General features: G+C 38.4%; 9 protein-coding genes. 5 read left to right on the forward strand and 4 right to left on the reverse strand.

Going from position 1 to position 17,023, the window contains the following annotated elements; all coding sequences use genetic code 11:
• Positions 1–54: 54 nt before the first annotated feature.
• Positions 55–5,637 carry an alpha-2-macroglobulin family protein gene (locus G525_RS0119090; protein ID WP_027127567.1) on the reverse strand — a complete coding sequence of 1,861 codons (5,583 nt, stop codon included), beginning with the start codon at positions 5,635–5,637 and terminating at the stop codon, positions 55–57.
• A gap of 73 nt (positions 5,638–5,710) precedes the next feature.
• Positions 5,711–6,796 (reverse strand): isoaspartyl peptidase/L-asparaginase family protein, encoded by a 1,086-nt coding sequence (locus G525_RS0119095; RefSeq protein ID WP_027127568.1) that lies wholly within the window; start codon positions 6,794–6,796, stop codon positions 5,711–5,713.
• A 118-nt stretch (positions 6,797–6,914) separates the two neighbouring features.
• Here G525_RS0119095 and amaB point away from each other — a divergent pair, with 118 nt between their 5' ends.
• Positions 6,915–8,468: an L-piperidine-6-carboxylate dehydrogenase gene (gene amaB, locus G525_RS0119100; RefSeq protein ID WP_027127569.1), complete on the forward strand. Its 1,554-nt coding sequence runs from the start codon at positions 6,915–6,917 to the stop codon at positions 8,466–8,468.
• A gap of 252 nt (positions 8,469–8,720) precedes the next feature.
• Here the strand turns inward: amaB and G525_RS0119105 are convergent, their stop codons facing one another.
• Positions 8,721–9,773: an endonuclease/exonuclease/phosphatase family protein gene (locus tag G525_RS0119105; RefSeq protein WP_027127570.1), complete on the reverse strand. Its 1,053-nt coding sequence runs from the start codon at positions 9,771–9,773 to the stop codon at positions 8,721–8,723.
• A 236-nt stretch (positions 9,774–10,009) separates the two neighbouring features.
• On the opposite strand from G525_RS0119105, the gene G525_RS0119110 reads away from it, so the two are divergent.
• The 3 genes from G525_RS0119110 to G525_RS0119120 are packed head-to-tail and all read left to right on the forward strand — an operon-like array spanning position 10,010 to position 14,640.
• Positions 10,010–12,769: a TonB-dependent receptor gene (locus tag G525_RS0119110; protein WP_027127571.1), complete on the forward strand. Its 2,760-nt coding sequence runs from the start codon at positions 10,010–10,012 to the stop codon at positions 12,767–12,769.
• Between the two features lie 48 nt (positions 12,770–12,817).
• Entirely contained in the window at positions 12,818–14,239 is a 1,422-nt protein-coding gene (locus G525_RS0119115) for a DUF5689 domain-containing protein (protein ID WP_051210026.1), read from the forward strand.
• A gap of 26 nt (positions 14,240–14,265) precedes the next feature.
• Positions 14,266–14,640: a hypothetical protein gene (locus tag G525_RS0119120; protein ID WP_035480201.1), complete on the forward strand. Its 375-nt coding sequence runs from the start codon at positions 14,266–14,268 to the stop codon at positions 14,638–14,640.
• Between the two features lie 72 nt (positions 14,641–14,712).
• On the opposite strand, the gene G525_RS0119125 is transcribed toward G525_RS0119120, so the two are convergent.
• Positions 14,713–15,681, reverse strand: a complete 969-nt coding sequence (locus G525_RS0119125; RefSeq protein ID WP_027127574.1) for an endonuclease/exonuclease/phosphatase family protein — start codon at positions 15,679–15,681, stop codon at positions 14,713–14,715.
• 74 nt (positions 15,682–15,755) lie between these two features.
• Here G525_RS0119125 and hflX point away from each other — a divergent pair, with 74 nt between their 5' ends.
• Entirely contained in the window at positions 15,756–16,973 is a 1,218-nt protein-coding gene (gene hflX / locus G525_RS0119130; RefSeq protein WP_027127575.1) for a GTPase HflX, read from the forward strand.
• Positions 16,974–17,023 lie beyond the last annotated feature (50 nt).

Raw genomic sequence — 17,023 nt, forward strand, 5'->3', positions numbered from 1 at the left:
TAGTTTCGACCTTTCGGTCTTAAAAACTCTAAGATTCCTGCCTTCGCAGGAATTTTACTGGTTGACTTCAATCCACCTTCCTTTACTTCTTACCAAAAACTCATTATCATACATGGCTTCTGCTTGAACTCCTGGCAAATAATAGGTTCCCAAATATGATGCGTTCAACATGACGGTAAATGTTTTGGTGTCGTATTTACCACGTTTTGGCAAGTCGAAATAAAAGTTTACCCGGTCATCCCGGATATCTGTATATCTTGCTTGACTTGTGGTAGTGTCTCCAAAAGCGGTAAAACGTGTATTGACAATTTCCCATCCCGATGGAAAGATTTGGGTTAGCGCCACATCATTTACATCCTGATTTTTAAGATTGCTTACCTTAACCACCGCCACAAAATCCTGACCTTGGTTTAATTTTCCAATATCTATAACATTCCCATTTAAATCCTTATAGACCACGGAAACACTCAATCCGCGTTGTTCCGAAATTTCCTCACCAAGAGGTAATTTACCAGAATTCAAGACCCGAACATAAACCACATTGGCTTGGTTGTTTTTAAAACTAAATGTATTACTACCCTCTTTTACTGACAACTCACGTTGTGCAATGGCACTCTTTGTATCGATGGTTTCAGATTTGCCATTCAGCGTATACTCTACTTTTAATGCTTTTCCGCCGTTTGCCTCCACCATTTTTGCCATTGCCAGTAAGGTATAAGCCGTAGTTTGCGTGCTCATCCATCGATTACTGGAAAGATCTTTGGCGAGATCCTCTGCCAATTCGCGCATTTTAGGATTTTTGGTCAATACCATGGTTTCCAATGCCATTGCTCTATTTCTATCCACAGAACCGTAAGTATAATAATTATATTTTGGAGGTAAGAAGTTGACATTTGCCGTACTCGAAATCTTATCGCTCGCTTCCTTTTGGCCTGCCAAAGCATAGGCTGCAGCCAATCGCCATTTGGCTTCATTTGAAATTTCGCTAAACTCACGCAAACGGTTCATGGCTGCCAAATCTGCACTGCCCGCTAATGCCAAAGTGTATAGGCGATAGGCCTGGGCTAAATCAGTATTTGCTGTTCTATAACTTGGACGCCAATCGCTTGCGGCCTGTTTTTGGTAGCGCAACCAATTGCTCTTAAACGTCAATGGCAGTACAAATCCTTTTTTCTCAGCTTCCAACATAAAATGCCCTGTATAGGTTGTGCTCCAATCATTTGCGGTGTTTTCTCCCATCCAATAACTCATGCCGCCTGAAGCCAATTGGAAATTACCCAAACGCTTGATCCCGTTTTCAATATTCTGTTGGATTTCCTGCTTTTTCTGAGCGGTCAAATCGAAGATATCGGTCAAGTATAATTGTGGGAACACGGCTGAAGTGGTTTGCTCCAAACACCCATGCGGATATTGTACCAAAAACTGTAAACGCCTTGAGAAATCCATAGGTGGCAAGGTTGAAAACTCAACGGTTGCACTATTGGTTCCCATTTCACCAAAGGTTGAGAAATCCATCGTTTTTGAAGCGTTGGCTTCTAAAGTTTCATCCAGTGCTTTTGAGGTGATTGGATTAGGATTATATACATCAATTTCAACCTTGTAAGTTGATTTCTCACCATTGCCACTGGCAATCACTTCAACAGTATTGAAGCCTTTTGCTTTACTGACATCCAATTCAAAATAAGCCATTTGCTCGTCTGGTCTTGCAAAAGTGAGCGTTTTAGTTTTCTCTCCAACCACTGAAATACCATCACTGAGTTTTAAACTAATGTTGACATTTTTCACTTTAGATTCCATGGCAAACACCGTAACCGGCAAGGTTACTTTTTCTACCGGACTCAATTTTCTTGGCAAGCTGGCTAAGACCATCAATGGCTTTTTGACCTGCACCGATTTGTCCACACTGCCATAAGCTTCGGTTTTTGCATCTCCCGCAACTACCATCGCCCGAACCGCACCAATATAGTTTGGCATTTTTATTTTATGCGATTTCTTTTCACCTGATGCTAAGGTGAAAGGCCCCAAATATTTGACCACCGGTTTAAATCGGTTGGCTTTTTTATTTTTTCCGGCAGCGGCATTGGCATCACCACCAATCGCAAATACCTGATCAATGCTACCGCTGTAAGCGCCAATGACATCATCAAAAACATCCCAGGTTTTTACGCCCAAAGCTTCGCGCGCAAAAAACTCATCCCAGGCATTAGGTGTTTTAAATCGGGTGAGATCCAGTAGGCCTTCTTCTACAATGGCGAGAGTGTAGGTCATAGATTTTTTATTCTTTTCGCTCACCACCACTTCAAACTCTTGTTCTGGCTGAAGCACATCTGGCATCTTGATTTCTGGGTACAATTTGGTGGCTGGGTTTTCAACCATTATTGGAATCACACCGAATAAACGAATTGGTAAATCGTTAGCCGTGGTAGCATGTGGTTGCAATAACGAGATATTGACAAAGACATTAGGCGCCATTTCAGCCGTAATTGGAATGTTGACCGTTGTTTCACCTTGCGTAGTCACTACCCATTTATAAGACAACACTTCTGATCCATTTTCAATACTGACAAGTGCTCTGCCTTGCGTTCCTGAAGGGAATGTAATCTTAGCGGCTTCTCCAACATTATAATTTTCTTTATCCGCCGCAAAGACCAACATTTTTGCCGCTTCTTTATCTGTATCCGGCGAATTTTGGTACCAGTTCTTGTAGAAATAGGCCGTTCTTCCCGTAGCATGACCACTTTCCGGATCTGTAATCCTGATCAAATACCGTCCGCGTTCATTTTCTGGAATGTTGAGTGTAAATTTTCCTTTCCCATTGGCATCCGTCGTAACTTTTTTATCTAAGTAAGAATGATGGTAATTGCTGGACACATAACTGGATAGATTATCATAAGATGAGTTCCACCACCAACGCCATTCGATTTTATACACTTTAACTTCGAGATTTTCCCGCTTTACAGGATTGCCTTTTGCATCTACAGTAACCACGTCAAAAGTTTGGTTTTCATCCGTAAAGAACGAGCCGTAGCGATTCCCTTCCGGAGATTTCAATCCGACAAAAGAATTGTAAGGTGCATAGGTTTTTGTAAAGGCATCCAGTGAGAAATCGCCGCCATTTTCAAAAGCCCTTACCAAAAATTGAACGTTCAATAATCCCGGAGCATTTTTGCCCACATTTAAAGACTTGTCGACTTTTGCGATCCCATCTTCATTCAAATTCCCTTCAAAAACATTCATTTCTTCGGAAGAAAACGATCGTGTTGGGTCCACAAATTCATAATCCTTATAATTTTTAAAGCCTTCGTAAGAGGTGCTGAATTTGGCTTTTATCTCCGCTTTTAAATTTTTTGCAGGTGCTCCATGCAACCATTTGACATCCAAAGTGCCATTTAGCGGTGCATTACTCGACAATACTTCATCTTCAAAATCTATTTTGATTTTTAGACGGTTGGGTTTTACTGTTTCTACGCGCAAACTCTTATAAAACGAAGCGCCACCTACCGACACCTTGGCACTATAATTTCCAGTTTTGTCCTCACTATGTGTGGGCACGGTAAATCGGTAGAAATTATTGATGTTTTCTGTATTAATATTTTTGTAAATCAGTTTACCACTGGGGTCGGTGATTTCCATTTTAACAGGATGTCCTTTTGGTAATTTGTTGTCGTTGTCGTTCAACATAAAGGTTAAAAACAACGAATCTCCAGGACGCCAAACCCCACGTTCGCCATAGATATATCCTTTAAGTCCGCGTTGCAAACTATTTCCAGACACATCAAATTTGCTTAATGACAACGAGTTGCCATCTACCAATTTGATATAAGTGGTGTTTTTCCCTTTGGTAACAATCGCAAAAGTTGCAAATTTATTGGTCTTGAATGTGGTCAAGCCTTCACTATCGGTTGTGGCTCTTCCAACTTCCTGTTGTTGGAAATTGTACAAGCGCACCATTGCTCCAGCTTCTGGATTGGTATCCAAAATATTGGTGACCGCAAAATAATAGGTGTTATTGGCTCCTTGCTTGGCGATCACACCCAAATTGGATGCGATTAAGTTTTGTGAAACAATACGATTTTCATTGTAGTACGCCTCGTGACACGGGTTATTACGCTCATTCCAGTTGTAATTGGAATTTCGGTAGCTGTAGATTAAATTATCCCAATACTCTTCTTCGCGAAGATCTTCATCTTCAGTTGTACTTTCATTGTAATTCTCTTCATAGTAATCGTTATAATAATAATCGTCATAATAATCCTCATCTGAATTTTCAACATTGGAATAATTATCACAATTGAACATTGAATATTCTTTTTTGATGCTCAATTCGACTCGGTAAATCGCACCAGGGTCGGCATTAAAGAATTTAGAAAGATCAAGACTGTAGGCTTTCCATTTGCCATCATTTTCAACCACATCATTTTGCAGGGTGATGGTCTGTTTGGCAATCCGTCTTCCCACGCGCTTTATTGCCGATTGATTGTTGCTTTGCAATTGGTTATCCTGAAGAAACTGCAGCACATTATCTTCAAATATCTTAATAATTCGAACATCAACTGCCTTTAAATTAACGGCTTCGAAATTGAATTTCAATTCGTTGGAATTAGGTAGAATTGTTCCGTTGCTAATTAAGCGCACTTGAGGTTTTAATTCTTCAAAAGAAATGGTTTCTGAAAATTGTTTTTTAAGTTTAAATCCATCTGTATTAGAAATACCTTGAAAAACATCTACCAAAACATCACCCACCAATTTTGAGCTTGGATACACTTTCAATACGTTGCCATCCACAATAAATTTTGGATTTTTGGAATTCTGAATGGTGACCAAACCATCAAAGTTTTGTTGCTTTTTTAAAGGATCAGAAAAGTTAAGCGATAAGTACTGTTCTGGTGTTTGAACCACCTCAACATTCACAATAGTAAAATTATTGATGCCTGGAATACTGAATTTATTCTCTCCTGAATTATCTGCTTTTATAGCTTTACCATTCCATTTGACCAAGATTTCGCTGTCTTCAACAAGTCGGTTGATGCTGTCAATTTTGAATTCAAAAACTTTGGATTTTTCAATAGACTCATTCCATTGCAACTTGAGTTTCTTCCCGTTTTGCCATGCTTCCACAAGCTGTTTGGCATTTTTGATGTCAATAATATCTGCCGATTTTAAAGCCGCTTCCAAGTACTGCCAGTTTTTGCTGTAAGACTGTAAGTTATTTGTGAGGACATTAAAGTTTGGTGCAATCGTTTTGAATTGAAACGTATAGGCTCCAAAATCTTTGGGTTGATTTTTATAAATCTTGTCCAACTTAACCGTCACACTATACTCAGTATCTGGTTGCAGTATTTCGTCTGGTTTAAAAACTAAAGCGTGCGTATTTTCAACCAATAATTTTCCTTGGACATGAGGTTTGATGGTGACAATATTATCGGAAATTTCCTGCCCAATGGTCCAGCCTTCCACATCTTTGGTCAGATTGATCATTATCGGATCAGCAATCGAGACACGTCCAGCGGTGGTGTAACTAATATAATCACGAAATTTGAAAAGATTGTCAGTATCTGGATTCGAGTCTTCTTTGTTTTTACAGGAAACTATAAGAACTAACACAAAGACGAGGACAGAAAAATTTTTAAACGACATACAATTTGGCGGTATTAAATGGGGTGTTCAAGATATAAAGGAGTGCGCAAAGATAGCACTATTTTTAATTAAATTAGTCTTTGTAAATTCCGATAGTTAGGTTTCCTGAAGCATCCATTGAAGCTCTGTACATGCCTTCAGTATTAAACTCCATCACCATGTGTCCATCTTTATCTACGGCAATAATCCCGCCATCACCGCCCAAATCAGGAACTTTTTTCTGGATGACTACTTTAGCGGCTTCCTTTAAACTCAAACCTTTATATGCCATCAATGCTGAAATATCATGAGCTACCATCGCACGAATGAAATACTCCCCCCAACCCGTACTGCTTACAGCGCAAGTGGCATTATTTGCATACGTTCCGGCACCAATAATAGGTGCATCGCCAATACGACCCCAACGTTTGTTGGTCATACCTCCAGTAGAGGTCCCTGCTGCAAGATTTCCATCTTTGTCCAATGCCACGCACCCAACGGTTCCAAATTTTGAATCTTTGATCGTGGGATCATAAAAAGCTGATTTATCTCGCGCTGATTCATTTTCTTGAGAAGCTTTTACTCTTTCTAATGCTTTGAAACGACCTTCAGTATAAAAATAAGACGGATCAACAATTTCCAAACCTTGTTCTTTAGCAAACTGCTCAGCACCCTCTCCAGATAACATCACATGAGGTGATTTCTCCATTACTGCTCGTGCTAAATTGATAGGGTTTTTTACCGTTTTTGTTCCCGCTGAAGCTCCGGCATCTAAATTTTTACCGTCCATAATGGAGGCATCCAATTCATTAACGCCAGCGTTTGTAAACACCGCTCCTTTTCCTGCATTGAACAACGGCGAATTTTCTAAAACGTTAATGGTCTTTTCAACGGCATCCAAACTTGAGCCACCGTTTTTTAAAATGTCATACCCAACTCTAATAGCTTCCTCCAACTTCGCGTTATAGGCAGATTCATCCTCGGGAGACATGTTTTTCCTTAAAATGGTTCCGGCACCACCGTGAATAACAATAGCAAACTCATTTATTTTGTGGGCAGTGGAATCATCAACACTTTCCGCATTGACTTTGGTTTGTTGGTCTGAAGCTGACGACTTTTGATCATTCTTACAATTCAGAAACAGGAGCATTAAAAGTGGAAAATAGATAAGGTTTTTCATAGCATATAAATTGATAATCAGCCTTAAAGTTAGCATTATTTTAAGAAGTTAAGACTTCAAAAAGCCACATTTAATTGCTATCTTCGCAAGAATCATTAATTTTTTAAAAAATACATATATGCAAGCAGTTGCTACAGATTTTGGAATTGAAAAAGCCCTAAAGGAATTAGGCGTTAAAGATATAAATGAAGGCACTTCAACGGGTTCCAATAATTTTTCTAACGGCGAGGTTATTGAAAGCTATTCACCAGTAGATGGAAAACTGATAGGAAAGGTTAAAACAACTACGAAGGACGATTATGATAAAGTTATGAACGCTGCTACTAAAGCTTTCAAAACTTGGAGAGATGTACCAGCGCCTCAACGTGGAGAAATTGTGCGCCAGTTTGGCAATAAATTAAGAGAATTAAAGGAACCTCTTGGGAAGCTTGTTTCTTATGAAATGGGTAAATCTTTACAAGAAGGTTACGGCGAAGTTCAGGAAATGATTGACATCTGCGATTTTGCCGTGGGATTGTCTCGACAACTTAACGGTCAAACTATTCCTTCTGAACGCCCAGGTCATGTTATGAGAGAACAATGGCACCCAATTGGTGTGGTTGGCATTATCTCTGCGTTCAATTTCCCGGTTGCCGTATGGGCTTGGAATACAGCCCTTGCTTGGGTTTGTGGTGATGTTTGTGTATGGAAAGGTTCAGAAAAAACGCCTTTATGTTCTATAGCATGTCAAAATATAATTGCAAGTGTTTTAAAGGAAAATAACTTACCAGAAGGAATTTCATGTATCATCAATGGTGATTACAAAGTAGGAGAGTTTATGACTAAAGATCCCAAAATCGCTTTGGTTTCTGCTACAGGCTCAACCCGAATGGGGCGCATAGTGGGTACCACCGTTGCGGAACGTTTTGGTAAATCTCTATTAGAATTAGGAGGAAACAATGCTATTATTATTACGCCAACGGCCGATTTAAAAGTGGTAGTTCCTGGTGCTGTTTTTGGTGCTGTGGGTACGGCTGGCCAACGTTGTACCTCAACACGCCGATTGATCATTCACGAATCAGTTTACGATAAAGTAAGAGATGCCATAGTTGGTGCTTACGGACAGATTAAAATTGGTAATCCTTTAGATGAAAACAATCATGTTGGTCCAGTTATTGACAAGGATTCTGTAAAAACATATTTGGCCGCTATCGAAAAAGCAAAAGCTGAAGGCGGTAAGGTTCTGGTTGAAGGTGGTGTTTTAGAAGGTGAAGGTTTTGAAAGTGGCTGCTACGTAAAGCCAGCAATTATTGAGGCTGAAAATCATTTTGAAATTGTACAGCACGAAACTTTTGCGCCAATTTTATATATTATGAAATATTCAGGTGATGTTGAGAATGCAATTGATCAACAAAATGGTGTAGCTCAAGGTTTATCTTCAGCGATCATGACCAACGAACTGAAAGAAGCTGAAAAGTTTTTATCTTACGCTGGATCAGATTGTGGAATAGCAAATGTCAATATTGGAACTTCAGGTGCTGAAATTGGTGGTGCCTTTGGAGGCGAAAAAGAAACAGGTGGCGGACGCGAATCTGGATCTGATGCCTGGAAAGTGTATATGCGACGTCAGACAAATACCGTTAATTATTCTGATGAGTTGCCATTGGCACAAGGCATCAAGTTTGATTTGTAAACCGATCAACATATTTTATTTTAAAAGCCACTTTTTTTAAGGTGGCTTTTTTATTGTCCTATGACCCGATTGGAATTAGACAAGTTGTCAATACTTAGTTCATAAATGCAAACGACAGTTAAGATGTCTCCCTTTTGGGGCTCATTCTTATGAACTATACTTTTATTACAAAGATGCCATCCCTCTGGGAATCTCAGCTCTTTGAGAGTAAAACGTTTCTTTTAGAACAACTCAACTAAAATTAATTGAAGTTTACTCAACTTCTTTAATTAAATGAATATACACCGGGTAGTGATCACTAAAACCTCCGGTAAATCCACCATCGGCAAAACTTCTAAATGGATAACCTTTCCAACGCCCTCGTTTGGTGGTTAAATAATGTTTGTTGTAAATAAATGCCTTGTAAAATCTGAACGATGAATAATCCGTTTCCAATAAAGGCTGAGTCATCATAATTTGATCAAACAAACTCCAAGCATCCCGGTAGGCATTGGTACCCAATCCGCTTTTATAATAATTCTCGTAAGGATTATAAATACCCTTAAATTCGACATCTTTCTTTTCCCCTTTCGCGTTTAATACATCTTTGACGCTAACATTAATCGGATCATCATTTAAGTCACCCATAATGATAATTTTAGCATAAGGATCAATGATTTGTAAGGAATCGATAATCCGCTTATTGAGCTTGGCCGCACCAACACGCTTGCTCCTGCTGCGTTCTTCACCACCGCTTCTAGAGGGCCAATGGTTAACAATTAGATGTATCAAATCACCTTCCAGCTTTCCAGTCACTAAAAGCTGATCTCTGGTATGAACGCGTTTTCTAGTGACATCGTCATAGAGTATTAAGGTGTGCTTGCTAGTATGGATTGGCTGAAATATTTTCTTCTGATAAATCAACCCCACGTCAATGCCTCGATTATCCGGAGAGTCGTAGTGGATTATCCCATAATCAATTCCCAATAAAAACGGATCATTTACCACATCAACTAGAACACTTCGATTTTCTATTTCTGCAACTCCCAAAATAGCAGGTGCATTTCCCGTCTCATCAGCACCAATATCAGCAATAACCTTTGCCATATTGCGCACCTTTTTGTGATATACTTCTGACCTTCCTGTGCTCAATTCCATAATAGGACTCGCCTCGTCAAATTTATCAGGATCATTGATCGTGTCAAATAAGTTCTCCAAATTATAAAAAGCAACTGTATGGATCTTAAATCTATTGGTTTCTTGAGACCAAATATTCGTGATCAACATAAAGAAAATCGCTATACATATTGATTTTTGATGTTTCATTGCCATGCTTTTTCAAGATTCCACAAAGTTCTGTATCAAATGTAAAGATTTATTACAAACAATACATATTTTGACTATCTTAATCGACTGATATGTAGTGATCAAGGAAGACATGAAATCATTCAATCTGAAACAAGTGACTTTGAAGTTTTTGTCGTTGACATAAAATTTCTCATCGCAATATCTGGTAATTGGGGTTGACAAGTTTTACGAAACTGAAATAATAAAATATTCTTATGATAAAGAGTCTTATTTTTTTATTTGGGATTTTTTCTATGTTCTCTGTAACAGCGCAACAAACCATTATTAAGGGAAGTGTAATTGACGGTGCCACCCTAGTCCCCATACCCAACGTCAGCATCACCATTGAGGAGACCAATCAAATGGAGGCCACGGATGCCGAAGGTGAATTCAACTTCATCTTTAATGTGCCACTTGGAGAACATATACTCAAGGTTGAAAAAACAGGCTATATTACCAAACGCTTCCCGATTATTGTCAACGAAGGACAGGTATTGGATATTAGGGATATGATGCTCGATATAAACGTAGCTGATTCCGTTGATAGGTACACCATCACATTATCTGATGACGAATTAAACGATGATAGTACTGGAGGCGCAGATAATATTTCCGGACTATTACAATCTTCCCAAGATGTTTATCAACGCACCGTTGCCTTTGAGTTTAGCTCTTCATTCTTTAAAGTAAGAGGTCTCGATTCAGAACATAGTGCGGTGCTGATCAATGGTATTGAAATGAATAAGATGTACAATGGACGACCAGAATGGAGCAACTGGGGTGGTTTAAATGATGTCTTAAGAAACCAAGAGCTCTCCACCAATTTGGGGCCATCGCATTATTCTTTTGGTGGCGCTTTGGGATCAACCAATATGATTACCAGAGCTTCCGAATATAGAAAAGGTGGACGCCTCACCTACTCGTCATCTGATAGAAGTTATGCCAATCGGGTTATTGCAAGTTATGCTACCGGACTTATGGACGGGAATTGGTCAGCTTCTGTCGCTATTGGACGGCGTTGGGGCGAAGAAGGTTTTCAAGAGGCTACTTTTTATGCTTCCAATTCGTTTTTTGCGGCTATTGAGAAAAAAGTCAATGAGCAACATAGTATCAATTTAACTGCTATTTATGCACCTAACCAACGTGGAAAATCATCGCCCAACACACAAGAAGTCTACGATTTAAAAGCTATTAAATACAATGAATATTGGGGGTATCAAAATGGTGAAAAACGCAACTCGCGCGTGAAAGAGGTTGATGAGCCTATCTTAATGTTGAATCATTATTGGAATTTTAACGATAGAACTACCCTAAATACCAATCTTGCCTACCAATTTGGGAAAACAGGAAACAGCCGGTTGGACTATCCCGGTGGCGGTAACCCAAGTCCCGCCTATTATCAAAAACTTCCAAGCTACGCCCTTGCCGATAAAAATGGACCAGATTATGCCAAGGCCTATCAATTGGAACAAGCTTTTTCAGAAGATGGTCAAATTGATTGGAACAGGATTTATGATGCTAATATCACCAATAGCAGCAATGGTCTAAACGCTGCATATGCGTTATACGAAGATAGAAACGATGACGCCCAACTCACCGTAAATACCATCCTTAACTCTGATATTACAGACCATATCACTTTAAATGGCGCTATCAACTACCGCCATTTAAAATCTGAAAATTTTGCTCAGGTGAAAGATGTGTTAGGTGCCTCGGGCGTTTTGAATGTTGATTCTTTTGACAACGTTCAATATGACTTACAAAACCCCAATAGAATTGTAGGAGAAGGTGAGCGGTTTAGATACAATTATAATTTAATTGCTCGTGTAATTTCAGGATTTGCCCAAGTACAATTCAAGCATAAAAAAGCCGATTATTTTGTAGCTTTAAGTGCTTCCAATACGACTTACCAACGGGAAGGATTGTATCAACATGAAATCTACGCAAATAATTCTCTCGGCAAAGGTGATAAACTAAGCTTTGCAGGTTTTGGAGCAAAAGCTGGATTGACCTATAAAATTACCGGAAAACACGTATTAGATTTCAATTTGGGTTATCTTTTAAAAGCTCCAACGCTGAGAAACTCCTATTCCAACCCCAGAGAAAATCATAACGTCGTAAAAGATATTATGGAAGAAAAAATAACATCCATCGATGCGAGTTATATTTTCCGTTCTTCAACCATAAAGGCAAAACTGACTAGCTATTATGCGACAATTGAAGATGCCAATAAAATCTCATTTTACTATGCTGATGGACTGAGCAGTTTTGAAATTTCAGAAAATCAGACTTCAGCATTTGTTCAAGAGATTACGCATGGGATTGACAAAACACATTTTGGTGGAGAGTTTGGTCTTGAGGCACAAATAACACCTGCTATAAAATTAAAAGGCGTGGCTTCCTTAGGTCAATATACCTATGCTAACAATCCCAATTTATATCTGACCTCTTCAAGTTTCACTAATCTCAATGGTATTGATTTTGGACAAGCCCACCTTAAAAACTATAAACTTGCAGGCGGGCCTCAAACCGCTTATTCCGTAGGTTTTGAATACCGTGACCCTGATTATTGGTGGCTTGGAGCAACGGCAAACTTTTTTGACAACACCTATGTTGACGTCAGTCCGCTTATTAGAACACGAAATTTCTATACCGACGCTGATGGATTGCCGTTCAATGATTATGATCCAGAAGTGGCCAGTCAGCTTTTAAAACAAGAAAAATTTGATGACTATATGATCGTCAATCTTGTGGGTGGGAAATCATTGCGAATCAACAATTATTTTGTGGGCTTTTTTGCCAGTATTAACAATCTACTCGACGTCACGCACAAAACTGGTGGCTTCGAGCAAGGTAGAAATGCCAATTATAGAGTATTGAAAAAAGATGCCAGCAATGAAATTCCGGTATTTGGTTCAAAATATTGGTATGGCCGAGGCACAACCTATTTTTTAAACGTTCATATAAGGTTTTAAAGATGACTAAAAACAAGACGAATTTGAGATTTCTAAAATAATGAGATTATGTTTAAGACAAATAGAATTTTAGCAATTTTCATCATGATAGCAATGAGTATCATGATGAGCTCTTGTGTCCAAAGCGATGACTTTTCGGTTCCAGATAATTTGGGTATTGAAGAAAACAAAGGTCTAGAAGCACTTTTGGCAAGTGGCGCCATTCAAGTTACTATGACTGAGTTGAAAATGAAATATGTCAATAATTATAAAAAACCCGTATTAATTGACACTGATATCTATATAAAGGGTTATGTCACATCATCAGATAAAGAGGGCAACTTCTTTAAAGAACTATTTCTTCAGGATGCACCTGAAAATCCTACTGAAGGAATTAAAATAATCCCCAATCAAGTAGAAACATATAATCAGTATAATTTTGGAAGGGAAGTTTATATCAAATTAAAAGGGCTCTATATAGGTGAAGAACGCGTTGGCAATGGGGTTGTGACCATTGGTGGCGAAACGGCTACGGATCAATATGGAACTACAGTAAAACGCTTGTCCGAAAACCAACGAAAACAACAGCTATTCCGCTCCCAAAAAACCTTACAATTGATACCACTACAGCTTAAATTTTCAGAAGTTAACGCCGACCACCTAGGCCTTTACGTACAGTTTAATGACGTGGAATTCGCTAACAATTTAGAAGGCAAACGCTATTTTGATCCTGCTCAAGATTTTGATACGCTAAGAGAAATGCAAGTCTGTTCAGACAATATAGGCTATGATAATTTCAATTTAGAAATCAGCTCCTTCTCATCCTTTAAAGATAATTTGCTTCCTTTTGGAAATGGAACCATTACGGGTGTTATTTCAAAAACATTTGATGGTACTGAAATAGTCTTAGCAGTGAATGATTTGAGTGGTGTCAACATGACCGAAAGTAGATGCACAACATTGGGCATTGAAGATTTTAATACCATTCTAAAAGAAGATTTTGAATTGGCAGATAACGAAACCGATTTAGACCTTGAAGGTTGGACCAATTTTGCGCAAGCTGGAAAAGTGAGTTGGAAAACCCATCATTCTGACGGAAATAAATATGCGGCATTCAATCCTATCGGTTCTGGTAATGCATCCAATATTGGTTGGCTAATCACTCCGGTTTACAAAAAAACCGCATCCTCTTTTGCCTACTTAAATTTTAAGGCGGCCCAATCTAACGTGCGGTCTGCCACCAACACATTGGAAGTTTTGATATCTACAGATTTTGACGGCACGAATGTTGTAGCCGCAACTTGGCAGCCTTTAGAAGCTTCATTACCATCACAAAGCGCTCCATCAAATGTATTCCTTGATTCAGGTTTAATTGATCTATCGTCTTATGAAGGAATTTTGTACATTGCCTTTAAAGTGAAGGGCAACGGAAGAGCAACATCATTATCTGGCGCTTATTTAATTGACGATATTCTCATTTTAGAAAAATGATGACATTTTAATGATACCAACTTTATATGACCATATTTGACCAACTATTTTTTAATAGTTTCAACCATTACAAAAAAGGCACTTTAAAAGCTAAGGCCAACGCCATTGCCATATTGTATATTACCATAGTACAAGCCTCATTATTACTGGTTTTGGGTGTGTTTTTTGCTGAATTTTTCAATAAAATGCATGTGACCACCATGTCGTCAACAAAAGCTTGGGTTTTATTCGTTATCGTTGCATTGCTTCTTTACTTCAAAAACTGGATACAATACAGTGGTAAAAAAAGAAAAATTTTGAATGCCAATCAAAAAAAGAAAACCGTCTATGGTATTTTTACGCTTTGGCTCATTCCGTTGGTAGCCGTTTTTTTGGCCATGTTGTTCCTTAGACTATTTTAAATAAAAAGTCGCAACTTACATAACGTCAAGACTTCAACTTTGATGAGAGGTGCCATTATGGTTGGCTGTTCTTCAAGAAAGTCCATTCCTTTTCAATTGGATATATACAGGAAAATGATCGCTATAACCGCCCATATATTTCCTACCAACATAAGTCCTAAAGGGTTGACCTTTGTATTTACCCTCATATTGCGTTAGGAATCGATCGTCAAAAATATCCGCTTTTAAAAATTGAAATCCATTTTGGTTTGGATCTCTAAAATTGTTGGTCATCAGAATTTGATCAAAGAGAATCCATTTAAATTGATGGTTAGCGCTTCCTCTGGTATATGACAGCAATGCTTCCATTGGATTGTAGAGTGATTGTTCTTTTTTAAGAAATTGGATGCTTTTATTTTTCGGATTGTCGTTGAAATCGCCCATAATGATAACTTTGGCATCACTATCATCTGCATGTATTTTGTCAATAATCCCAACGATGGTTTGAGCGGCAAACATGCGTTTATGTCCAGTAGTATCAGATTCTTGATGCCGAGATGGCCAATGATTGACTAAAATATGGATTTTTTCACCCTCTAAATAACCACTTACTTGAAGAATATCCCTCGTATAATCTCTTACCCCCAATTCATTTTCCACTTCGAGCACAATATTTTGAGAACGCTCTAATCTAAAACTATCTTTATCGTATAACAAGGCCACATCAATACCTCTTTCATCTGGAGAGTCATAGCGTACAAAGTCGTAATGATGCGCTTTTAAGGCGCTACTTTGGATTAAATCGGTTAACACCCTGTCATTTTCTACTTCTGCCAAACCAATAAGTGTAGGCGGTTTTTGGAGGTCCTCAAATCCTATTTTAGAAATTGCCAGTCCTGTTTTATACACTTTCTTTTCATAGCGCTCCTTATTCCACTTTTTAGGAGAATTGGGCAAAAAGTCATCATCAAGAGTTAAAGGGTTATCGCTATAATCAACTAAGTTCTCAGTATTGTAAAAGGCAATGGTATGGACGTCAGAATTTGGGTATTGAAGGCTCACTTAAAATAATTTAAGTTTTAAAAATACTAAATGAAAGCCAATCAATTACGTAACTTTGTGTTTTAATCCTATTTATGCTAGAGAAAAAAGATATTAATTTAGAAAAAACAGTTTTAATTGGTGTCGTGACCAAAGAACAAGATGATCTAAAATCTAAAGAATATTTAGATGAACTTGAATTTTTGACCTATACAGCTGGTGGTGAAGTAGTGAAGCGCTTTACCCAAAAAATGGAGATGCCTAATCCTAAAACCTTTATAGGAACAGGAAAAATGCAAGAAGTTCAGCTTTTTATTAAGGAAAACGATATTGGAACCGCCATTTTTGATGATGAATTATCGCCTGCCCAAGAACGAAATATCAGTAAGTTGCTAGACTGCAAGGTTTTGGACAGAACCAACCTCATCCTTGATATTTTTGCACAACGCGCGCAAACAAGTTATGCCAGAACCCAAGTTGAATTGGCGCAATGCGAATATTTATTGCCGCGATTAAAAGGCATGTGGACGCATCTGGAACGTCAACAAGGGGGAATTGGAATGCGTGGGCCCGGGGAAACTGAAATTGAAACGGACAGACGTATTGTTAGGGATCGGATTTCACTTTTAAAAGACAAAATCAAAAATATTGACCGACAGATGGGCGTGCAACGTGGCAATAGAGGCCAATTGGTACGCGTTGCTCTAGTGGGTTACACCAACGTTGGCAAGTCAACCTTAATGAATGTTGTGAGTAAAAGTGATGTATTTGCTGAAGATAAATTATTCGCAACCCTTGATACTACGGTTAGAAAAGTGGTGATTGGAAATCTTCCGTTTTTAATGAGTGATACCGTCGGTTTTATCAGAAAACTGCCCACCCAATTGGTAGAATCTTTTAAAAGTACGTTGGACGAAGTTAGAGAGGCTGACCTATTATTGCATGTGGTGGATATTTCCCATCCTAATTTTGAAGATCAAATTGCTTCTGTAAATAAGATTCTTGGAGAAATTGATAGTTCAGATAAACCGACCATCATGGTTTTTAATAAGATTGATGCTTATGAAGCGGTTCCTTTTGATAAAGATGATTTGATTGCGGTTAAAACCAAGGCCAATTATACACTTGAAGAGTGGAAAAGAACCTGGATGAACAAGATTGGGAATGACGCCATCTTTATATCAGCTTTAAATAAAGAGAATTTAGAGGCTTTTAAAAGACGTGTTTATGACGAAGTAAGAGAAATCCATGTGCAGCGTTTTCCATATAATAATTTTCTCTATCCAGATTATGACACTGAGGAGGAAGAATAATCATGTACTAATTAATTAAAAAATGCTACCCGATATACAGGTAGCATTTT

The organism is Gelidibacter mesophilus DSM 14095 (assembly GCF_000423005.1).
Taxonomy (GTDB): domain Bacteria; phylum Bacteroidota; class Bacteroidia; order Flavobacteriales; family Flavobacteriaceae; genus Gelidibacter; species Gelidibacter mesophilus.